The 15,854-nt window shown below is 63.8% G+C and carries 15 protein-coding genes; 8 read left to right on the top strand and 7 right to left on the bottom strand.

The window, feature by feature from the left end; all coding sequences use genetic code 11:
* The first annotated feature begins 8 nt into the window (after positions 1–8).
* From trpLE to queF, 4 genes are all read left to right on the top strand, one after another.
* A complete protein-coding gene (trpLE, locus tag NGR_RS33685) occupies positions 9–164 on the top strand; it encodes a trpE operon leader peptide TrpLE (protein ID WP_348774930.1) in 156 nt (51 codons plus the stop codon).
* Positions 165–278: 114 nt separating this feature from the next.
* Positions 279–2,468 carry an anthranilate synthase gene (locus tag NGR_RS22920; protein ID WP_012708868.1) on the top strand — a complete coding sequence of 730 codons (2,190 nt, stop codon included), beginning with the start codon at positions 279–281 and terminating at the stop codon, positions 2,466–2,468.
* Between the two features lie 179 nt (positions 2,469–2,647).
* The gene (locus NGR_RS22915; RefSeq protein WP_012708867.1) at positions 2,648–3,565 is read left to right on the top strand and encodes a cation diffusion facilitator family transporter; all 918 of its coding nucleotides are present in this window, start codon (positions 2,648–2,650) and stop codon (positions 3,563–3,565) included.
* 28 nt (positions 3,566–3,593) lie between these two features.
* Positions 3,594–4,058, top strand: coding sequence for a preQ(1) synthase (gene queF / locus NGR_RS22910; protein WP_012708866.1), 465 nt, complete (start codon positions 3,594–3,596; stop codon positions 4,056–4,058).
* 43 nt (positions 4,059–4,101) lie between these two features.
* On the opposite strand, the gene NGR_RS22905 is transcribed toward queF, so the two are convergent.
* Complete coding sequence (locus NGR_RS22905) at positions 4,102–4,680, bottom strand: HupE/UreJ family protein (RefSeq protein ID WP_012708865.1); 579 nt, start codon at positions 4,678–4,680, stop codon at positions 4,102–4,104.
* Positions 4,681–4,910: 230 nt separating this feature from the next.
* On the opposite strand from NGR_RS22905, the gene NGR_RS22900 reads away from it, so the two are divergent.
* Positions 4,911–5,498, top strand: coding sequence for an ATP-dependent Clp protease proteolytic subunit (locus NGR_RS22900; RefSeq protein WP_164924659.1), 588 nt, complete (start codon positions 4,911–4,913; stop codon positions 5,496–5,498).
* A gap of 502 nt (positions 5,499–6,000) precedes the next feature.
* Positions 6,001–7,710 carry a 2-isopropylmalate synthase gene (gene leuA / locus NGR_RS22895; RefSeq protein ID WP_012708863.1) on the top strand — a complete coding sequence of 570 codons (1,710 nt, stop codon included), beginning with the start codon at positions 6,001–6,003 and terminating at the stop codon, positions 7,708–7,710.
* A 232-nt stretch (positions 7,711–7,942) separates the two neighbouring features.
* Here leuA and NGR_RS22890 read toward each other — a convergent pair whose 3' ends face one another.
* From NGR_RS22890 to NGR_RS22875, 4 genes are all read right to left on the bottom strand, one after another.
* Positions 7,943–8,770 (bottom strand): anti-sigma factor family protein, encoded by an 828-nt coding sequence (locus NGR_RS22890; protein ID WP_012708862.1) that lies wholly within the window; start codon positions 8,768–8,770, stop codon positions 7,943–7,945.
* Between the two features lie 3 nt (positions 8,771–8,773).
* Positions 8,774–9,292 carry an RNA polymerase sigma factor gene (locus tag NGR_RS22885; protein WP_012708861.1) on the bottom strand — a complete coding sequence of 173 codons (519 nt, stop codon included), beginning with the start codon at positions 9,290–9,292 and terminating at the stop codon, positions 8,774–8,776.
* A gap of 177 nt (positions 9,293–9,469) precedes the next feature.
* Positions 9,470–10,015 (bottom strand): tetratricopeptide repeat protein, encoded by a 546-nt coding sequence (locus NGR_RS22880; protein ID WP_012708860.1) that lies wholly within the window; start codon positions 10,013–10,015, stop codon positions 9,470–9,472.
* Positions 10,016–10,173: 158 nt separating this feature from the next.
* Positions 10,174–11,082, bottom strand: coding sequence for a metallophosphoesterase family protein (locus NGR_RS22875; protein WP_012708859.1), 909 nt, complete (start codon positions 11,080–11,082; stop codon positions 10,174–10,176).
* 114 nt (positions 11,083–11,196) lie between these two features.
* Between NGR_RS22875 and NGR_RS22870 the strand changes: the two genes are divergently transcribed.
* Positions 11,197–11,685, top strand: a complete 489-nt coding sequence (locus tag NGR_RS22870) for an NUDIX domain-containing protein (RefSeq protein WP_164924423.1) — start codon at positions 11,197–11,199, stop codon at positions 11,683–11,685.
* Between the two features lies 1 nt (position 11,686).
* Here the strand turns inward: NGR_RS22870 and NGR_RS22865 are convergent, their stop codons facing one another.
* Positions 11,687–12,664 (bottom strand): glutathione S-transferase family protein, encoded by a 978-nt coding sequence (locus NGR_RS22865; RefSeq protein ID WP_012708857.1) that lies wholly within the window; start codon positions 12,662–12,664, stop codon positions 11,687–11,689.
* Positions 12,665–12,918: 254 nt separating this feature from the next.
* Here NGR_RS22865 and NGR_RS22860 point away from each other — a divergent pair, with 254 nt between their 5' ends.
* On the top strand, positions 12,919–13,473 hold the full coding sequence (locus NGR_RS22860) for a GNAT family N-acetyltransferase (RefSeq protein ID WP_012708856.1): 555 nt from the start codon (positions 12,919–12,921) through the stop codon (positions 13,471–13,473).
* Positions 13,474–13,780: 307 nt separating this feature from the next.
* Here the strand turns inward: NGR_RS22860 and NGR_RS22855 are convergent, their stop codons facing one another.
* Positions 13,781–15,850 carry a membrane protein gene (locus NGR_RS22855; RefSeq protein WP_012708855.1) on the bottom strand — a complete coding sequence of 690 codons (2,070 nt, stop codon included), beginning with the start codon at positions 15,848–15,850 and terminating at the stop codon, positions 13,781–13,783.
* Positions 15,851–15,854: the final 4 nt, after the last annotated feature.

Genomic DNA, 15,854 nt, shown 5'->3' with positions numbered 1-15,854 from the left:
CACGACTGATGCGGGACGGCTCGCAAGGGCCGCCCCGCTTTCTCTCGGACGCCAAACGGTCTGATCCATGTCGCTTTTCCCGCTTGCGTGGGACCGCAAGCCACGCTAACACTTCGCCCATGGCAAACACGCAGAACATTTCGATCTGGTGGTGGGCTCGCTGAGGCGGCCTTGACCAGTCATGCGTGATTGAGACATGAAGCCGCCCGGAGATTTCGAGGCGGCTTTTTCGTATTCGGGCCGCGCGGAATGACCGGGCTTTTTACGGAGCGAGACGAATGGCAACGGTAATTCTGGAAGACGGCGCGGAGAGTTACACGACAAACGGGGGCATCGTCGTGACGCGCAGGCGGCGCGATGCCTCCTACGCGGAGGCAATCGCCTCCTACGTCGACAAGCTCGACGAGCGTCGCGGCGCGGTCTTCTCGTCGAACTACGAGTATCCGGGCCGCTATACCCGTTGGGATACCGCCGTCGTCGACCCGCCGCTCGCCATCTCCTCCTTCGGTCGTTCGCTCTGGATCGAAGCCTATAACGAGCGCGGAGAGGTGCTGCTGGGGCTGATCGCGGATCACCTGAAAACCGTCGCCGACATTACGCTCGGCGCGTCGACCCGCCGCCGCCTCGATCTTACCATCAACGAGCCAGACCGCATCTTCACCGAGGAAGAGCGCTCGAAGATGCCGACCGTCTTCACCGTGCTTCGCGCCGTGACGAACCTGTTCCATTCGGAGGAGGACGCGAGCCTCGGCCTCTACGGCGCCTTCGGCTACGATCTCGCCTTCCAGTTCGACGCGATCGACCTGAAGCTCATCCGGCCGGACGACCAGCGCGACATGGTCCTCTTCCTGCCGGACGAAATTCTTGTCGTCGACCACTACGCGGCAAGGGCCTGGATCGACCGCTACGACTTTGCCAAGGACGGGATCTCGACGGAGGGCAAGGCGGCGGATATCGCTTCCGAGCCGTTCCGCACAGTCGACAGCATCCCGCCCCACGGGGATCATCGTCCCGGCGAATATGCCGAGCTCGTCGTCAAGGCGAAGGAAAGCTTCCGCCGCGGCGATCTCTTCGAAGTGGTGCCGGGCCAGAAATTCTACGAGCGCTGCGAAAGCCGCCCCTCGGAGATTTCCAACCGGCTGAAGGCGATCAACCCGTCGCCCTATTCCTTCTTCATCAATCTCGGCAACCAGGAATATCTCGTCGGCGCCTCGCCGGAGATGTTTGTGCGTGTTTCCGGCCGCCGCATCGAGACCTGCCCGATCTCCGGCACGATCAAGCGCGGCGACGATCCGATCGCCGACAGCGAGCAGATCCTCAAGCTGCTGAATTCCAAGAAGGACGAGTCGGAGCTCACCATGTGCTCGGACGTCGACCGCAACGACAAGAGCCGCGTCTGCGTGCCGGGTTCGGTGAAGGTGATCGGCCGCCGCCAGATCGAGATGTATTCGCGGCTGATCCACACGGTCGACCATATCGAGGGCCGGCTGCGCGACGACATGGACGCCTTCGACGGGTTCCTCAGCCACGCCTGGGCCGTCACCGTCACCGGTGCGCCGAAGCTCTGGGCGATGCGCTTCATCGAGAGCCATGAGAAGAGCCCGCGCGCCTGGTATGGCGGCGCGATCGGCATGGTCGGCTTCAACGGCGACATGAACACTGGTCTGACGCTGCGCACGATCCGCATCAAGGACGGCATTGCCGAGGTGCGGGCGGGTGCGACGCTGCTCTACGATTCCAACCCGGAAGAGGAAGAAGCCGAAACCGAACTGAAGGCCTCCGCCATGATTGCAGCCATCCGCGACGCGAAATCCGCCAACAGCGCCAAGGCGGCGCGCGACGTCGCCCCCGTCGGCGCCGGCGTCAACATCCTGCTCGTCGACCATGAGGACAGCTTCGTCCACACGCTGGCGAACTATTTCCGCCAGACGGGTGCGACGGTCACCACCGTGCGCACGCCGGTGGCCGAGGAAATCTTCGACCGGGTCGAACCAGACCTCGTCGTGCTTTCTCCCGGCCCCGGCACTCCGAAGGACTTCGACTGCAAGGCGACGATCAAGAAGGCGCGGGCGCGCAACCTGCCGATCTTCGGCGTCTGCCTCGGCCTGCAGGCGCTGGCCGAGGCCTATGGCGGCGATCTCAGGCAGCTGGCGATCCCGATGCACGGCAAGCCGTCGCGCATCCGCGTGCTGGAACCGGGCATCGTCTTCTCCGGTCTTGGCAAGGAAGTGACGGTCGGGCGCTATCACTCGATCTTTGCCGATCCGTCGTCCCTGCCGCGCGATTTCATGATCACCGCCGAAAGCGAGGACGGCACGATCATGGGCATCGAACACGCCAAGGAGCCGGTGGCTGCCGTGCAGTTCCACCCGGAATCGATCATGACGCTCGGCGGCGACGCGGGAATGCGGATGATAGAGAACGTCGTGGCGCATCTGGCGAAAAGGGCGAAGATCAAGGCGGCCTGACGCCTTCGCGGCCGGGTGGCGGAAGCAGAAGCGAGAAGTTGCGATCGCGCCTTTGACAAGCGGTTCGTAATCGCCCATATGATGCATGAAAATCCGCCTGCGCGAAAACCCGCGCGGGCGGTTTTGCGTTTCAATGGGCATGCATTTGCAACTCGTTTGCATCTGCACGAGGAATGAAGATGACCGCGTCCGACAACCGAACGGTTCTAAGGCTTGCCTTTTGGGGAATTCCGCTTTCGCTCGGCGTCATGGGACTGAAGCTGCTTGCCTGGTGGGTGACCGGGTCGGTCGCATTGCTGTCCGATGGCCTGGAATCCGTGGTCAACGTCGTCGCCGCGGTGATCGCCTATGCCATGATCGGCTACGCGAGGAAACCCGCCGACGCCGGTCATCCCTTCGGACACCACAAGGCGGAGTATTTCTCGGCAGTCATCGAGGGTGTCCTGATCGTGGTGGCGGCGCTGTCGATCCTTTGGGAGGCGGTGCCCGCTATGATCGCACCATCCCCGCTGAACGCGCCGGCCCTTGGCCTGGCAATCAATTTCGCGGCTGGTGGGGTCAACGCGATCTGGGCCTATGTCCTGATCCGCGCCGGCAAGGCGCATCGGTCGCCGGCGCTGAGCGCCGACGGGCACCACATCCTCTCCGACGTCGTCACCTCGGCGGGGGTGCTGGCTGGCCTTGTTCTTGCCATTGCCACCGGCTATGCGATCCTCGATCCCCTGCTTGCGGTGGTCGTGGCCGGCAATATCCTATTCCAGGGCTGGAAGGTCATCTCGCGCTCGATCGACGGGCTGATGGACAAGGCGGCGCCGGCGGAGGAGGAGGAGGCGATCAAGCAGGCGATCGCCGCCGCTGCCGGCGGATCGCTCGGCGTCCATGACCTGAAGACACGGCAGGCGGGTCCGGCGACCTTCGTGGATTTCCACATGGTCGTGCCGGAGGCGATGCCGGTCGGCGACGCCCATGATATCTGCGACCGGATCGAGGATGCGATCCGCGCCGTTCATCCGGGCGCGAGGATCGCCATTCATGTCGAGCCGGAAGGCGAAAAGGCGCACGGCGTGCGCGTCAAGACTACAGCGTCGCGCCTCTGACCGGACGCGCAAAGTGGAGCATCAGGAAATGCCGAAGACGGACGTATCAGGACTTTCACAACTCGGAACAAAGGTCGACCTGCCGCAGAGCCCCGAGGAGGCGGTGCTGGAACGCGTGCCGAGCGGCCATGAGGGAACGGATTTCGTCGTCCGCTTCACGGCGCCGGAATTCACCTCGCTCTGCCCGATGACCGGACAGCCGGACTTTGCCCATATCGTCATCGACTACGTGCCGGACGGCTGGCTCGTCGAATCGAAGTCGCTCAAGCTTTTCCTTCATTCCTTCCGCAACCACGGCGCCTTCCACGAGGACTGCACGGTCGACATCGCCAAGCGGCTGGTGTCGCTGCTGTCTCCCAAGTGGCTGAGGATCGGTGCCTACTGGTATCCGCGCGGCGGCATCCCGATCGATGTGTTCTGGCAGACCGGCAATCCGCCGGAAGGCGTCTGGCTGCCGGATCAGGGCGTGCCGACCTATCGCGGCCGGGGGTGAAGCGGCGGGAGTTCCCCGCCGCCTTGTATAACAGAAATGCCCCTCAGCCGAAGATCAGCGCGGCTCCGGCCAGCGCGGTGACGCCGCCGAGCAGGCGGGCAACGGTGCCGTTGCTCGAAAGCCTCGCGAGCGCGATACCGAGGCCGACGCCCGCCGCGTGCAGCAATGCGGTCGCGGCGATGAAGCCGATGGCGAAAGACCAGGCGCCGGCCGGCCCCAGCTCACCGCCATGGGCGTGGCCGTGGAAGAGCGCGAAGATGCCGACGATCGCAGCGGCAGGCGCTGCATCAAGACGCACGGCCATTGCGACGATCAGGCCGAGAGCGACGACCGAGGCGAGGATTGCCGGCTCGACGAAGGGCAGGGGGACGGCGGCAAGCGCGAGCCCGAAGCCGACAGCCATCATGGAGACGAAGGCGGCAGGGACTGCCCAGAGGGTACGGCCGCCGATCTGCGCCGCCCAGAGGCCGACGGCGACCATGGCAAGCACATGATCCGCGCCAAAAAACGGATGGGACAGGCCCGCCGCCAGTGAGCCGTGCTCGGCCGGGTCAAGATGCGCGAAGGCGGGTGCGGCGGAAGCGCCGAGCGCCGCGGTGGCAATGAACATGCGTGTCTTCATTCTGATCCCCACTTGTCGACAGGCTTGGGAGGCGGCCCGTCCCGTCTGATGACGCGCTGATCTTATTGGGCTTTCGCCCGCTGTCCATACGGCATTTGACGGTGCTCCCATTTACCATCGCGGCAGCGCCGGTGGCCCGACCCCTCTTTCGCCAGCCGGTTTGCATTGTCATCGGCATCGAGTCGCATTATCTGACCTTGAGACATTTCACGAGGAGTCCGAAGATGCGGATGAACGACGACGACGACCAGGAAGAAAAGAAGACCGAGTTGCCGCTGGGCAAGGAAACCGAGGCGAACCTTTTCAAGTCGCGTTCGATTTTCATCTACGGAACGATCACCCAGGAACTGGCCCAGAAAGTCTGCTCGCAGCTTGTGGCGCTTGCTTCGGCCAGTGACGAAGACATTCGCATCTTCGTCAACTCACCCGGCGGCCACGTCGAATCCGGCGACAGCATTCACGACATGATCAAGTTCGTGAAGCCGAAGGTCCGGACGATCGGCACCGGCTGGGTCGCCTCGGCCGGCGCGCTCATCTTCGTCGCTCCGCCGAAGGAGCAGCGCCTCTGCCTGCCGAACACCCGCTTCCTGCTTCACCAACCGTCCGGCGGCACGCGCGGCATGGCCTCGGACATCGAGATCCAGGCACGCGAAATCATCAAGATGAACGAGCGGCTGAACAAGATCTTCTCGGAAGCGACCGGCCAGCCGGTCGAGAAGATCGCCAAGGACACCGACCGCGACTACTGGCTCGGCGCCGACGAGGCGAAGTCCTACGGCCTCGTTTCGCGAATCGTTACTTCGGTCGCGGAGATTTGATGTCGCCGGCCATGCGGTGAGGGTTCGCCCCTCATCCGCCTGCCGGCACCTTCTCCCCGCAAGCGGGGAGAAGGGGGTGCCGCGCCGCCTCAGTCCCCTCTCCCCGCGTGCGGGGAGAGGGTTAGGGTGAGGGGCAAATCGCAAACTCAGTGCGTTGTCATTCGTGCCGCACACCGCATCAGCTCCCTTGCTCCGCTTCGCCAAGCCGTGTATAGGCTACTTTCATGAACAAGGCTTACGCGCATAAGATCGCAGCGATCTTCTCCGGACACGATCATGATCGTGCCCCGTCGCGTGCCTTCGCCTCGCTTCTTCTTCTCGGCCTTACTCGCGGTTGCCGGGTCCGGTGAGGGGCGCCCGGCGGCCGAAAAGCCCTGCCGGCGGATTGCTCCTCGAACTCCCAAAAACTGAAACAATGGCGTCGGCATCCGCCTCGCAATATCGTCCGTGATCGGCTATTGCATCCGGCAAGCCACGCTCCAGCGACGAAGAGAAGCTGCACATGATAGTGAGATCGCATCCAATCAAAACCGGCATGCCAGAGGCGGCGGTGAAATATCAGGCCTATCCGCAGGTGGCGCTGCCGGATCGCACCTGGCCTTCCAAGTCGATCGACAAGGCGCCGATCTGGTGCTCGGTGGACCTGCGCGACGGCAATCAGTCGCTTGTCGATCCGATGGGACACGACCGCAAGGCCCGCATGTTTCATCTGCTCGTGGACATGGGCTTCAAGGAAATCGAAATCGGCTTCCCATCGGCGTCGCAGACCGATTTCGACTTTGCCCGCTGGTGCGTCGAAGAAGGCGATGTCCCGGCCGACGTGTCATTGCAGGTTCTGGTACAGTGCCGCCCGGAGCTGATCACTCGGACCTTCGAGGCGCTGGACGGGGCTCATAAGCCGATCGTGCACTTCTACAACTCGACGAGCGAGTTGCAGCGCCGCGTCGTCTTCGCCAAGGACGTCGCCGGCATCAAGCAGATCGCCACCGACGCCGCCAAGATGATCACCGACATGGCGGCCAAGGCCGGCGGCGGCTATCGTTTCGAATATTCGCCGGAGAGCTTCACCGGCACGGAACTCGAAGTGGCGCTGGAGATCTGCAACGCGGTCACCGAGATCGTCAGGCCGACGCCGGACAACAAGCTGATCATCAACCTGCCGTCGACCGTCGAGATGGCGACGCCCAACATCTATGCCGACCAGATCGAGTGGATGTGCCGCAACCTCGACAACCGCGAGAACCTGCTCATCTCGCTCCATCCGCACAACGACCGCGGCACCGGCATCGCCGCCACGGAACTGGGACTGATGGCCGGCGCCGATCGCGTCGAAGGCACACTGTTCGGCAATGGCGAACGCACCGGCAACGTCGACGTGGTTACGCTGGCACTCAACATGTTCACGCAGGGCGTCGACCCGAAGCTGGATTGCTCGGACATCGAGCGGATCAAGGAAGTCTACGAATATTCCAACCAGATGGTCATTCCGGAGCGCCACCCCTATGTCGGCGAACTGGTCTACACCGCCTTCTCCGGCTCTCATCAGGACGCGATCAACAAGGGCATGAAGGCGTTGAAGCAAGCCAACAAGCCCACTTGGGAGGTGCCGTATCTGCCGATCGACCCGCGCGACGTCGGCCGCAGCTACGAGGCGATCATCCGCATCAACTCGCAGTCGGGCAAGGGCGGCATCGCCTATATCATGCAGGAGGACTACGGCATCAACCTGCCGCGCAACCTGCAGATCGAGTTCCGCGAGGACATCCAGCGGATCACCGACGAGGAAGGCAAGGAATTGCCGTCGAAGCGCATCCATCAGCGTTTCGTCGAGCGCTATGTCGAGCAGCCGGGCGCACGCATCAAGTTCGTCGACCACCACACCTATCCGGTTAGCGACCACAAGAGCCTGCGCGTGGTAGCGGCCGAGATCACCGACCGGGGCGAGACGAAGCGGATCGAAGGCAAGGGCACCGGTCCGATCGACGGCTTCATCAATGCGCTGTCGATCTATCTCGGCGTCGAGCTCTCGGTCGCGGACTATTCGGAGCACTCGCTGCAGCACGGTTCGAACGCCGCCGCGATCGCCTATGTGGAGGTTGAGCATCCGGGCGGCACGCTGTTCGGCGCCGGCATCAACACCAACATCGTCGCGGCCTCGCTGGAGGCGATCGTTTCGGCCGCCAATCGTGTGTTGGAGCTGATAGGGAAATAGCGCTGACCGGGGCGACTTTGCGCGTTTGTGGTTGCCCCTCATCCCGCTGCCGCGACCTTCTCCCCGCAGGCGGGGAGAAGGGGCATGCCGCGCCCTCCATTTCCCTCATTTCATTTGCGGTCCCATTTACGATGGAAGCGGGATCGTGCCGCGCGTCTCCTTCGCCCCGCGTGCGGGGAGAAGGTGGCCGGCAGGCCGGATGAGGGGCTGAAACCGCGATGTCGGCCCGAGATCAGATGACCGCCGCCACCGTATGGGCGAGGTCCTGCAGTCCGGCGGCCGATGACGGTCCGACGACGACGAAGGAGGAGCCCTCCTTCTGCCAGGAGACAAATCCCAGGTCACCGCGGATGGTCTCGCTGAACTCATCAGCCTGCGCCTCATCGCCGCCTCTTAAGAAGCAGATGGCGAAAATCTCGCCCTCCTGGTCGCGATAGACGAGTTGCGCCACCGGCTTGCCGTTGGCGACCAGCAGCCTTGCGCCTTCGAAGGCGAGGCCCTTGGGTGTGAGATCGGGAACCTTGAAGGGAACGCCGACGCTCGAGGTCAGCCAGGTTTCGATATGGGCCGCTTGCGTGGCCGGCACCTCGACGAGATGCGCCTTTTGGCGCGAATAGATGCGATGGTAGTCGGCAATCTCGTTGATCCACGGACTTGCGGCAGTCTCGCCGGCCGGCTCGACGAAATTGGCCGTGCTGCCGAGAATGAACCCGGCCACGCCTCCCGCGAGCACCAGTCCCACCGATGCGGCCAGCAGGCGTGGCAAAACGCGGGCGCGTTGTTTCGGAAGGTTCGACGTCGTCACCCGCTCCAGCTTCGGGCTGATGCCGCCTCCCTGCTTGATGTGGCGCACCAGTGCCAGGGGCACCGGGTCGTGAAGGAAATCCTCGAAGGCCCTGTTTCCGAATGCGCTGCCTGCCTTCAGCTTATCCAGCAGCGCCCTGGCGTCGTCATCGCGCGCCAGAAGGGCGTCGAGTTCGGACCTTTCCGCCTCGCCAAGTTCGCCGTCGATATAGGCGGACAACCGCACTTCGAGCGCCAGCCCCTTCGTCTGCTGCAACGGTCAGGCCCTCCTTTCCGTATCCTCGGACAACATCGCCGCGAGCCGCAGGCGCGCTGTCGAGAGCCTGCTCATCACCGTGCCGATCGGGATGCCGAGGATCGTCGCGGTTTCCCGGTAGCTGTGACCTTCGACGTTGACCAACAGGAAGACGCTTGCCAGTCCTTCCGGCATGGAAAGGATCATCTTCTGCAACTGGTTGGCATAAACTGCCTTCTCGGCCGTGGCTTCGACATTCAAATCGTCCTGATCGAATATGTCCACCATGCTGCCGGTGCCGCGAACCTTGCGCTTGCGGACTTCGTCCACCCAGAGATTGCGGGTCATCGTATAGATCCAGCTCTCCAGCCGCCCCTCGCCGTTCCACAGGTGGCTGCGGCTGATCGCCCGCTCGCAAACTTCCTGGACGAGGTCGTCGGCATCGTTGGCATTGCGCGTCAGCGTCATCGCGAAGCGGCGCAATTTGGGCAGCAGGCTGACCAAATCCCGTCTGAAGTCCTTCATCTCTGCCGCTGGGCGCATTTCTCTTCCAGTGAGACGTGCCGGATCATCCGTCTATTCGCCGTGCGAACGCACGGCTCATGATATGAAACTTGATCCGAAGTCTGCAAGGGAAGAGCCGGAGCGCAAAGCGTTTTTTCCGTTCCGGATTTCGCAGGCGATTGGCGCCGGCAGCGCGCAGAAAGGAGATCACTCTCGTCAGTATTGACGAATGCCGCCGAGCGACTGGAGCAAGGCCTTGTATGCCCAGCTGTCTTCGCCGCCGCGGTCGCGAATCTCGACGAGCTGCGCTCTCGCTTCCTCGACGCGTCCTTGCTCGACAAGGGCTTGGCCCATATAGGAGCGCGCGAGAATGTAATTCTCGTCCGCCTGAATGGCGCGCCTGTAGTATTGCATGCCGAGTTCCATGCGCCCGGCCTTGCGGTTGGCGAAGCCCCGATAGTTCAGGACGCGGGCGCTCCGCTGCTCTTTCATGGCATCCAGAACCTTGATCGCATTCTCGTATTGGCCGGCATAGGCGAGCTCGCGTGCCGCGTCGAACAGGATATCGTCGCCGAGATCGCTCCGCTTTGCTTCGACGCATCTGCTCCTCTTGGCATCCCAGATCTTGCCGTCCTTGCACTGGGTGGTCGTCTTCGTCTTCTTTGGCGGCTCGTTGTTGTTGTCGCCGACGGCCCAGGCCGTGGAGCCCGCCATCGACGCCGCGAAGGCTCCAAGGGTGAAGAGGATGATCTTGCGGTTCATGATGCCATTCTCCTGTGGACAATGCGGCGGCCGGTGACCGGTCGACGCAAATGTCGCTCCGGCGGCGCTCGACCTCCAACGCGAAATAGACGCCGGAGCCTAGCCGATTATTCGGCGGTCGGCGAAAAAATTCCGGAAGCTACCTTCCAGGCACTCCGTCAAGCATGGAATTGGGTTGTCTCGGCAAGGCTGACGGTCTTGGCGTCCGCGCCGAGGGCGAAGCGCTCTCGCGTCAGTCTCCAGGCTCCCGGTTCGCCGTCGATCGAGAAAAGGTTGTAGGCCGCGACCGGCTTGCTGCCGCCCGGCCCCTGCGAAGCGGAGGCGATGCCGACGACCGGCACCGGCGCCGCGTGCCCCCTCAGCCAATAGACCGTATTGAGATGGGTGTGGCCGTGGATCACCAATTCGGCACCTCCCGACGAGATGGTCGCGGCGAAGCGGCGGATGCCGATCATGCGCTTGTGCATGGATGTCGCGCCGCGGATCGGCGGATGATGGATCATGACGACGCGGAACAGGCCGGCTTCACCGGCCGCGCGCAAGAGGTTGACCGTGGCGCGCGCCTGCCGCGGACCGAAATAGCCGCTCGCCGCAAAGGGGGGCGTGGCGACCGCCGTCGAGCAGCCGATGAGGGCGACGGAACCGCGCACCCGGATATAGGGAAAGCAGTGATGATCCTTCATCCATCCGGCGGGGCCGCTGTCGCCGCGCATGAAAGGAAACCAGGCGCGCGCGGTCTTCTCGTAGGCGCCGGGCACATAGGCGTCGTGATTGCCCGGCACGACGGAGATGTCCTCAGGGTCGCCCGCCTCGGTGAGCCATTCGGTGACGGCCTGGATCTCCAGGGAGGAGGCAAGATTGACGAGGTCGCCGGTGATCGCCAGGTGGTCCGGATCGCGCTTTTCGATGTCGTCCATCAGAGATTCGAGCGTTCCGGGAAAGAGGTGGCGCGCCCTGTTCCTGTGCCAGTTGACGAAACCGGTGATGCGCTTGGAGGCGAGTTCGCGAAACGACAGGTCGGGCAGCGGGCCGAGATGGACGTCGGAAATATGCGCAAGTTTGAACATCGACTCGGTCTAGCGCATATTCCGCGGCAGGGGAATCACTTGTATGGGTTATCCCGACGTGCCGCCAGCCGCCTACAGTGCCGCGCGGTAGGGATTGCCGGGGAGGAGAAGCCAATGGACCAGGACCGCCCTCGGGAGGCGCGCAACTGGCTCTACCCTCTGACGCGGCTGGCTCACATCTATTTCGCCGTGTCGCGCGGCATGACGCTCGGGGTTCGGGCAGCCTGCTTCGATGACCAGGGCCGGGTGTTTCTCGTCCGGCACTCCTACCTGCCCGGATGGCATCTCCCGGGCGGGGGCGTCGACAGGCGCGAGACCGCCGTCGACGGGCTTGTCCGCGAGCTTCGGGAGGAAGGCAATCTGGAGCTGACGGCACCGCCGCTGCTCGTGCAGGTCTATTACAATCCGGGAACCAGCAAACGCGATCATGTCGTCTTTTTCCGCTGTGACAAGGTCCGCCAGGAGCGGCCGAAAGTTGCAGACCTGGAAATCGCTGCGGCCCGCTTCTTCCCGCTCGACGATCTGCCCGCCGACGCGACGCCGGCGACGCGCCGCAGGCTTGCCGAGCTCGCCGGAACCGCCAAACCGGATACGGTTTGGTAGCCTACAGCTCGTCGCGGCCGTGCGGCGCCTCGAGGTCGAGTTCCGGTCCGACGGGCACGATACCGGTCGGATTGATCATCCTGTGGCTGCGGTAATAATGCTCCTTGATGTGGCGCATGTTGACCGTCTCCGCGACGCCCGGCACCTGATAGAGATCGCGCAGATAACCGCTTAGCTTCGGATGGTCGGCGATGCGGCGGATGTTGCACTTGAAATGGCCGACATAGACCGGGTCGAAGCGCAGCAATGTCGTGAACAGGCGCCAGTCCGCCTCGGTCAGGCGATCGCCGAAGAGATAGCGTTGCGAGGCAAGGCGGCTCTCCAGTTCGTCCAGCATGGCGAACAAAGCCGCGACGCTCTCCGCATAGGCCTCCTGGCGCGTCGCGAACCCGGCCTTGTAGACACCGTTGTTGACCTTGTCGTAGATGCGGGCATTCAGCGCATCGATGTCTTCCCGCAGGTCTTCCGGATAGAAATCCGCCGTCGAGCCGGTGAGCTGGTTGAAGGCGGAATTGAACATGCGAATGATTTCGGCGGATTCGTTGGAAACGATCGTGTTCTTCTTCTTGTCCCAGAGCACCGGGACGGTGACGCGTCCCGAATAGTTGGGATCGGCGCGTGCATAAACCTGCCAAAGCGCCTTGGAGCCGAAGAGGTGATCGACGGTGCCGCCGTTCTCGCCTTTGAATTCCCAGCCGTTTTCCAGCATCAGCGGATCGACGACGGAGAGCGGGATCAAATTCTCGAGCTTCTTGAGCTTGCGGAAGATCAGTGTGCGGTGCGCCCACGGACAGGCAAGCGACACATAGAGATGGTAGCGATCCGCTTCGGCCGCGAAGCCGCCTTCGCCCGAGGCGCCGGACGAACCGTCGGCGGTTACCCAGTTGCGAAATTGCGATACGCTGCGCTTGAAGTGCCCGTTCGTCTCGACGGTATCGTACCAGACGTCCTGCCAGACGCCGTCCACCAGCCTGCCCATGAGCGCGCTCCTTGCTGTTCTTCGCTGACGATAGATAGCGCGCGATCGCCGCGCCGATAGGTGCGAAATTCCGAACAGTGCGTTTTGGGCTTTGACAGGCGGCAATTTTCTGCTATCGGCGATCCGAAGCTTTTTCACTCTGGAAACGATCCTACCCATGATCCTGTCGGGAAGCCTGCGACGACGCTGATGCTGCAAACGCCCTCGAGGCGCGCCATCCCTATTGTCCGTTCGCATGCCGGTTCTCGACATCCATGAAAAAGCACGATCTCGTCTATCTGACCGAAGACGCCTCCCACGACGCAGCCATCGAAATCATCAATGAGGAAGCCTTCGGCCCCGGCCGGTTTGCCCGCGCGGCCGCTCGGATCCGCGAGCAAGGCCCGCACGACCGGTCGCTGTCCTTCATCTGCACAGATGACGGTGAGACGATCGCATCGGTGCGGATGACCCCGGTGAATGCCGGCTCCGTCAAAGGGCACTTGCTCGGGCCGCTCGCTGTTCGGCCCTCGCACAAGAACATGGGAATCGGCCGGGAACTGGTACGGATTGCCGTCGAGGCGGCGCGGCGCAAAGGTTCCCAAGCGGTCATCCTGGTCGGCGATCCGCCCTACTACCAGCCGCTCGGTTTCGAGAAGGTCCGCTATGCGGCGCTCGAATTCCCCGGTCCGGTCGATCCCGCCCGGGTGCTTGTCGTGCCGATCGGGGCCGATATTCACGCGCGGCTAGAGGGCGTGATTGCCTGGCGGGACGACAGTGCGGTGCCGGCTGTCGGTGTGCAGCCACCCGCTGAGGGCGCCGCCGCCTGAGCCACGGGTGCTCGGCCGTGCTCGGTCAAGCATCAGCAGGCCTCTCCCGCCCGTCATCCTCGGGCTTGACCCGAGGATCCAAATACAAGCATCGCGTCACCCGAAAGTGCCGGGTCTCTGGTGGTGTCGCGCAAGCATTGAGTCCCTCCAAGTCGCGCCTGCGAATGGATCCTCGGGTCAGGCCCGAGGATGACGGCCGTAGAGGTTGGCGGCCCCAGGTGGGGCTGCCTAAGCGAAGGTCCAGCGCGATCAAAATTCCGTAGGAGACTACGAAACGGCGCACATCCGACACTGTGAATGCCGCGTCTTACCGCCCCTCGCGGTACCACATTGCCGAGATCAACATGAGCAGGGCGGCAAGGCCGAAGAGGCCGGCGAACAGCGACAGCGAGTTGACGCCCTTCAGCACCGTCTCATCGGTCATGCGCAGCGACAGGCGCTGGTCGTCGGCGACGCGCACCGCGCCCCGGACCGGCAGGATGGAGGGAAGATCGACAGGGCCATCCGCATCCGCGAGCCTGCGGACGATGCCCCTGGTCTTTTCCGCCCAGGGCTCCAGTTTCTCCTCCGTCGAGATCGCCGCCTTGAACTCCGGCGCATCGACATTGCCGACATGGACGAGCGTGGTCAGCTCGTCATTGGCGACCTCGAAGAGCCCGATCTCGCCTGTCTTCACTTCCGCCCTGTAAAGCCCCGGTTCGCGTTCGGTGAGCCCAATCTCCTGCGTTCGGCCGGAGGGGTAGGTGAGCGTCGCCTGGCCCGGGTCGCCTTCGATCGTCTGCCGGGTGATTTCCAGCGTCCGTCCCAAGGCGCGTGCGGTCAGGGCCTCTTCCTCGAGCGCCGGCTCCTGCATCAGCCAATGGGCGGTGCGCCGGTAGAGCGAGATGTGGGGCCCGCCGCCCTCAAAGCCGCGCGCCCAGAGCCAGCCCTGGTCGGACAGCAGCATGGCAACGCGGCCCTTGCCGACACGGTTGAGGACCAGGAGCGGCTTGCCGTCGGCCGCCTCCATGACCGTCTGACCGAGCGGCCTGTCGACGTCGACGGTGCGGAACCAGCGCCCCCAGCCAGGCGGCTCGCTCGAGGCGCCTTCGAGGCCGCGGGTCACCGGGTGTTTCTTCCCTTCCTCCGACAGCCGCGGAAAGAAGGCCTTCTCGTTCATGACGCCGGTGGGGTTCGCCGGCAGGACAGTCGAAAGCGGCGTTGCCGCAATCGAATCGTCGCCGGCATGTTCCGGTCCTGCTGCGATCAGCAGCGCGCCGCCGTTCTGCACATACTGGGCGATGTTGTCGTAGTAGAGAATGGGCAGCACGCCGCGGTGCTGGTAGCGGTCGAAGATGATCAGGTCGAACTCGCTGATCTTGTCGACGAAGAGCTCGCGCGTCGGAAAGGCGATGAGCGAGAGTTCGTTGATCGGCGTGCCGTCCTGCTTTTCCGGCGGACGCAGAATGGTGAAGTGCACGAGATCGACGGCGGCATCGGATTTCAGAAGATTGCGCCAGGCGCGCTCGCCGGCATGCGGCTCGCCGGAGACGAGGAGGACGCGCAGGTTCTCGCGGATGCCATCCAGAACGTGAACGGCGCGATTGTTGACCTCCGTCACTTCGCCCTGGATCGGGTTGACCGCGAACTCGAGAATGTTGTTGCCGCCGCGCGGCACCGTGAAGCTGAACGGCACATCCGTTCCCGGTTCAACATGTTCCGTCGCGATCTCGTTGCCGTTGAGGCGAATGGTCACCTCTGCACTGCCGCCGTTGGCGGCCCCGTCGTCCACGACGCGGAAGGTCAGCCTCTGTTGCTCGCCGACAATCCCGAAGCGCGGTGCATTGACGATCTCGATGCGTCGGTCGACCTCGTCCGGTTTGCCGGTGATCAATCCGTGGATCGGCGCCTCGAAACCGAGCTTCTGGTTGACGTCCGGCACGTCATGGACTTGGCCGTCGGTGATGAAGATGGCGCCGCCGACGCGGGCGGGCGGCACGTCGGCTATGGCCGTCGCGAGAGCGCCGAAGAGCTTGGTCGAGGGTGCCTCGGTCTCCTCGCCATCCTTTGCCTCGACGACGCGTGTCTCGATCTGGGGGAAACGGGCGAGCCGCTCCTTGAGGTCGGCAAGCGCCTTGTCGGTCTGTTCCCGCCGGCCGGCATGGTCCTGGCTCTGGCTGCGGTCGACGACGACCGCAACGATGGTCGAAAGGGGCTCGCGCTCCTCCTGGAAAAGTACCGGATTGGCAAGCGCCAGGCAGAATGCCGCCAGCGCCGCGGCCCTCAGCCAGGCGCCGCGAACGCCCCGCCAGATGCCGAACGCCGCCAGAACCAACGCAACGAGCGCCAGTGCGGCAAGGTATGGCCAGGGAAGCAGCGTTGCAAAATCGATCGTCATCGCT

The organism is Sinorhizobium fredii NGR234, from assembly GCF_000018545.1.
Taxonomy (GTDB): domain Bacteria; phylum Pseudomonadota; class Alphaproteobacteria; order Rhizobiales; family Rhizobiaceae; genus Sinorhizobium; species Sinorhizobium fredii_A.
Note: the sequence above shows the minus strand (reverse complement) of the source record. Positions and strands in the feature narration are given on the sequence as shown.

Coding starts and splice junctions, on each gene's coding strand:
- queF (WP_012708866.1), top strand. CDS start 3,594: ATGCCGAAGACGGACGTATCAGGACTTTCACAACTCGGAACAAAGGTC.
- NGR_RS22875 (WP_012708859.1), bottom strand. CDS start 11,082: ATGTTCAAACTTGCGCATATTTCCGACGTCCATCTCGGCCCGCTGCCC.
- NGR_RS22880 (WP_012708860.1), bottom strand. CDS start 10,015: ATGAACCGCAAGATCATCCTCTTCACCCTTGGAGCCTTCGCGGCGTCG.
- NGR_RS22915 (WP_012708867.1), top strand. CDS start 2,648: ATGACCGCGTCCGACAACCGAACGGTTCTAAGGCTTGCCTTTTGGGGA.
- NGR_RS22860 (WP_012708856.1), top strand. CDS start 12,919: ATGAAAAAGCACGATCTCGTCTATCTGACCGAAGACGCCTCCCACGAC.
- NGR_RS22855 (WP_012708855.1), bottom strand. CDS start 15,850: ATGACGATCGATTTTGCAACGCTGCTTCCCTGGCCATACCTTGCCGCA.
- NGR_RS22885 (WP_012708861.1), bottom strand. CDS start 9,292: ATGCGCCCAGCGGCAGAGATGAAGGACTTCAGACGGGATTTGGTCAGC.
- NGR_RS22905 (WP_012708865.1), bottom strand. CDS start 4,680: ATGAAGACACGCATGTTCATTGCCACCGCGGCGCTCGGCGCTTCCGCC.
- leuA (WP_012708863.1), top strand. CDS start 6,001: ATGATAGTGAGATCGCATCCAATCAAAACCGGCATGCCAGAGGCGGCG.
- NGR_RS22920 (WP_012708868.1), top strand. CDS start 279: ATGGCAACGGTAATTCTGGAAGACGGCGCGGAGAGTTACACGACAAAC.
- NGR_RS22865 (WP_012708857.1), bottom strand. CDS start 12,664: ATGGGCAGGCTGGTGGACGGCGTCTGGCAGGACGTCTGGTACGATACC.
- trpLE (WP_348774930.1), top strand. CDS start 9: ATGCGGGACGGCTCGCAAGGGCCGCCCCGCTTTCTCTCGGACGCCAAA.
- NGR_RS22900 (WP_164924659.1), top strand. CDS start 4,911: ATGAACGACGACGACGACCAGGAAGAAAAGAAGACCGAGTTGCCGCTG.
- NGR_RS22870 (WP_164924423.1), top strand. CDS start 11,197: ATGGACCAGGACCGCCCTCGGGAGGCGCGCAACTGGCTCTACCCTCTG.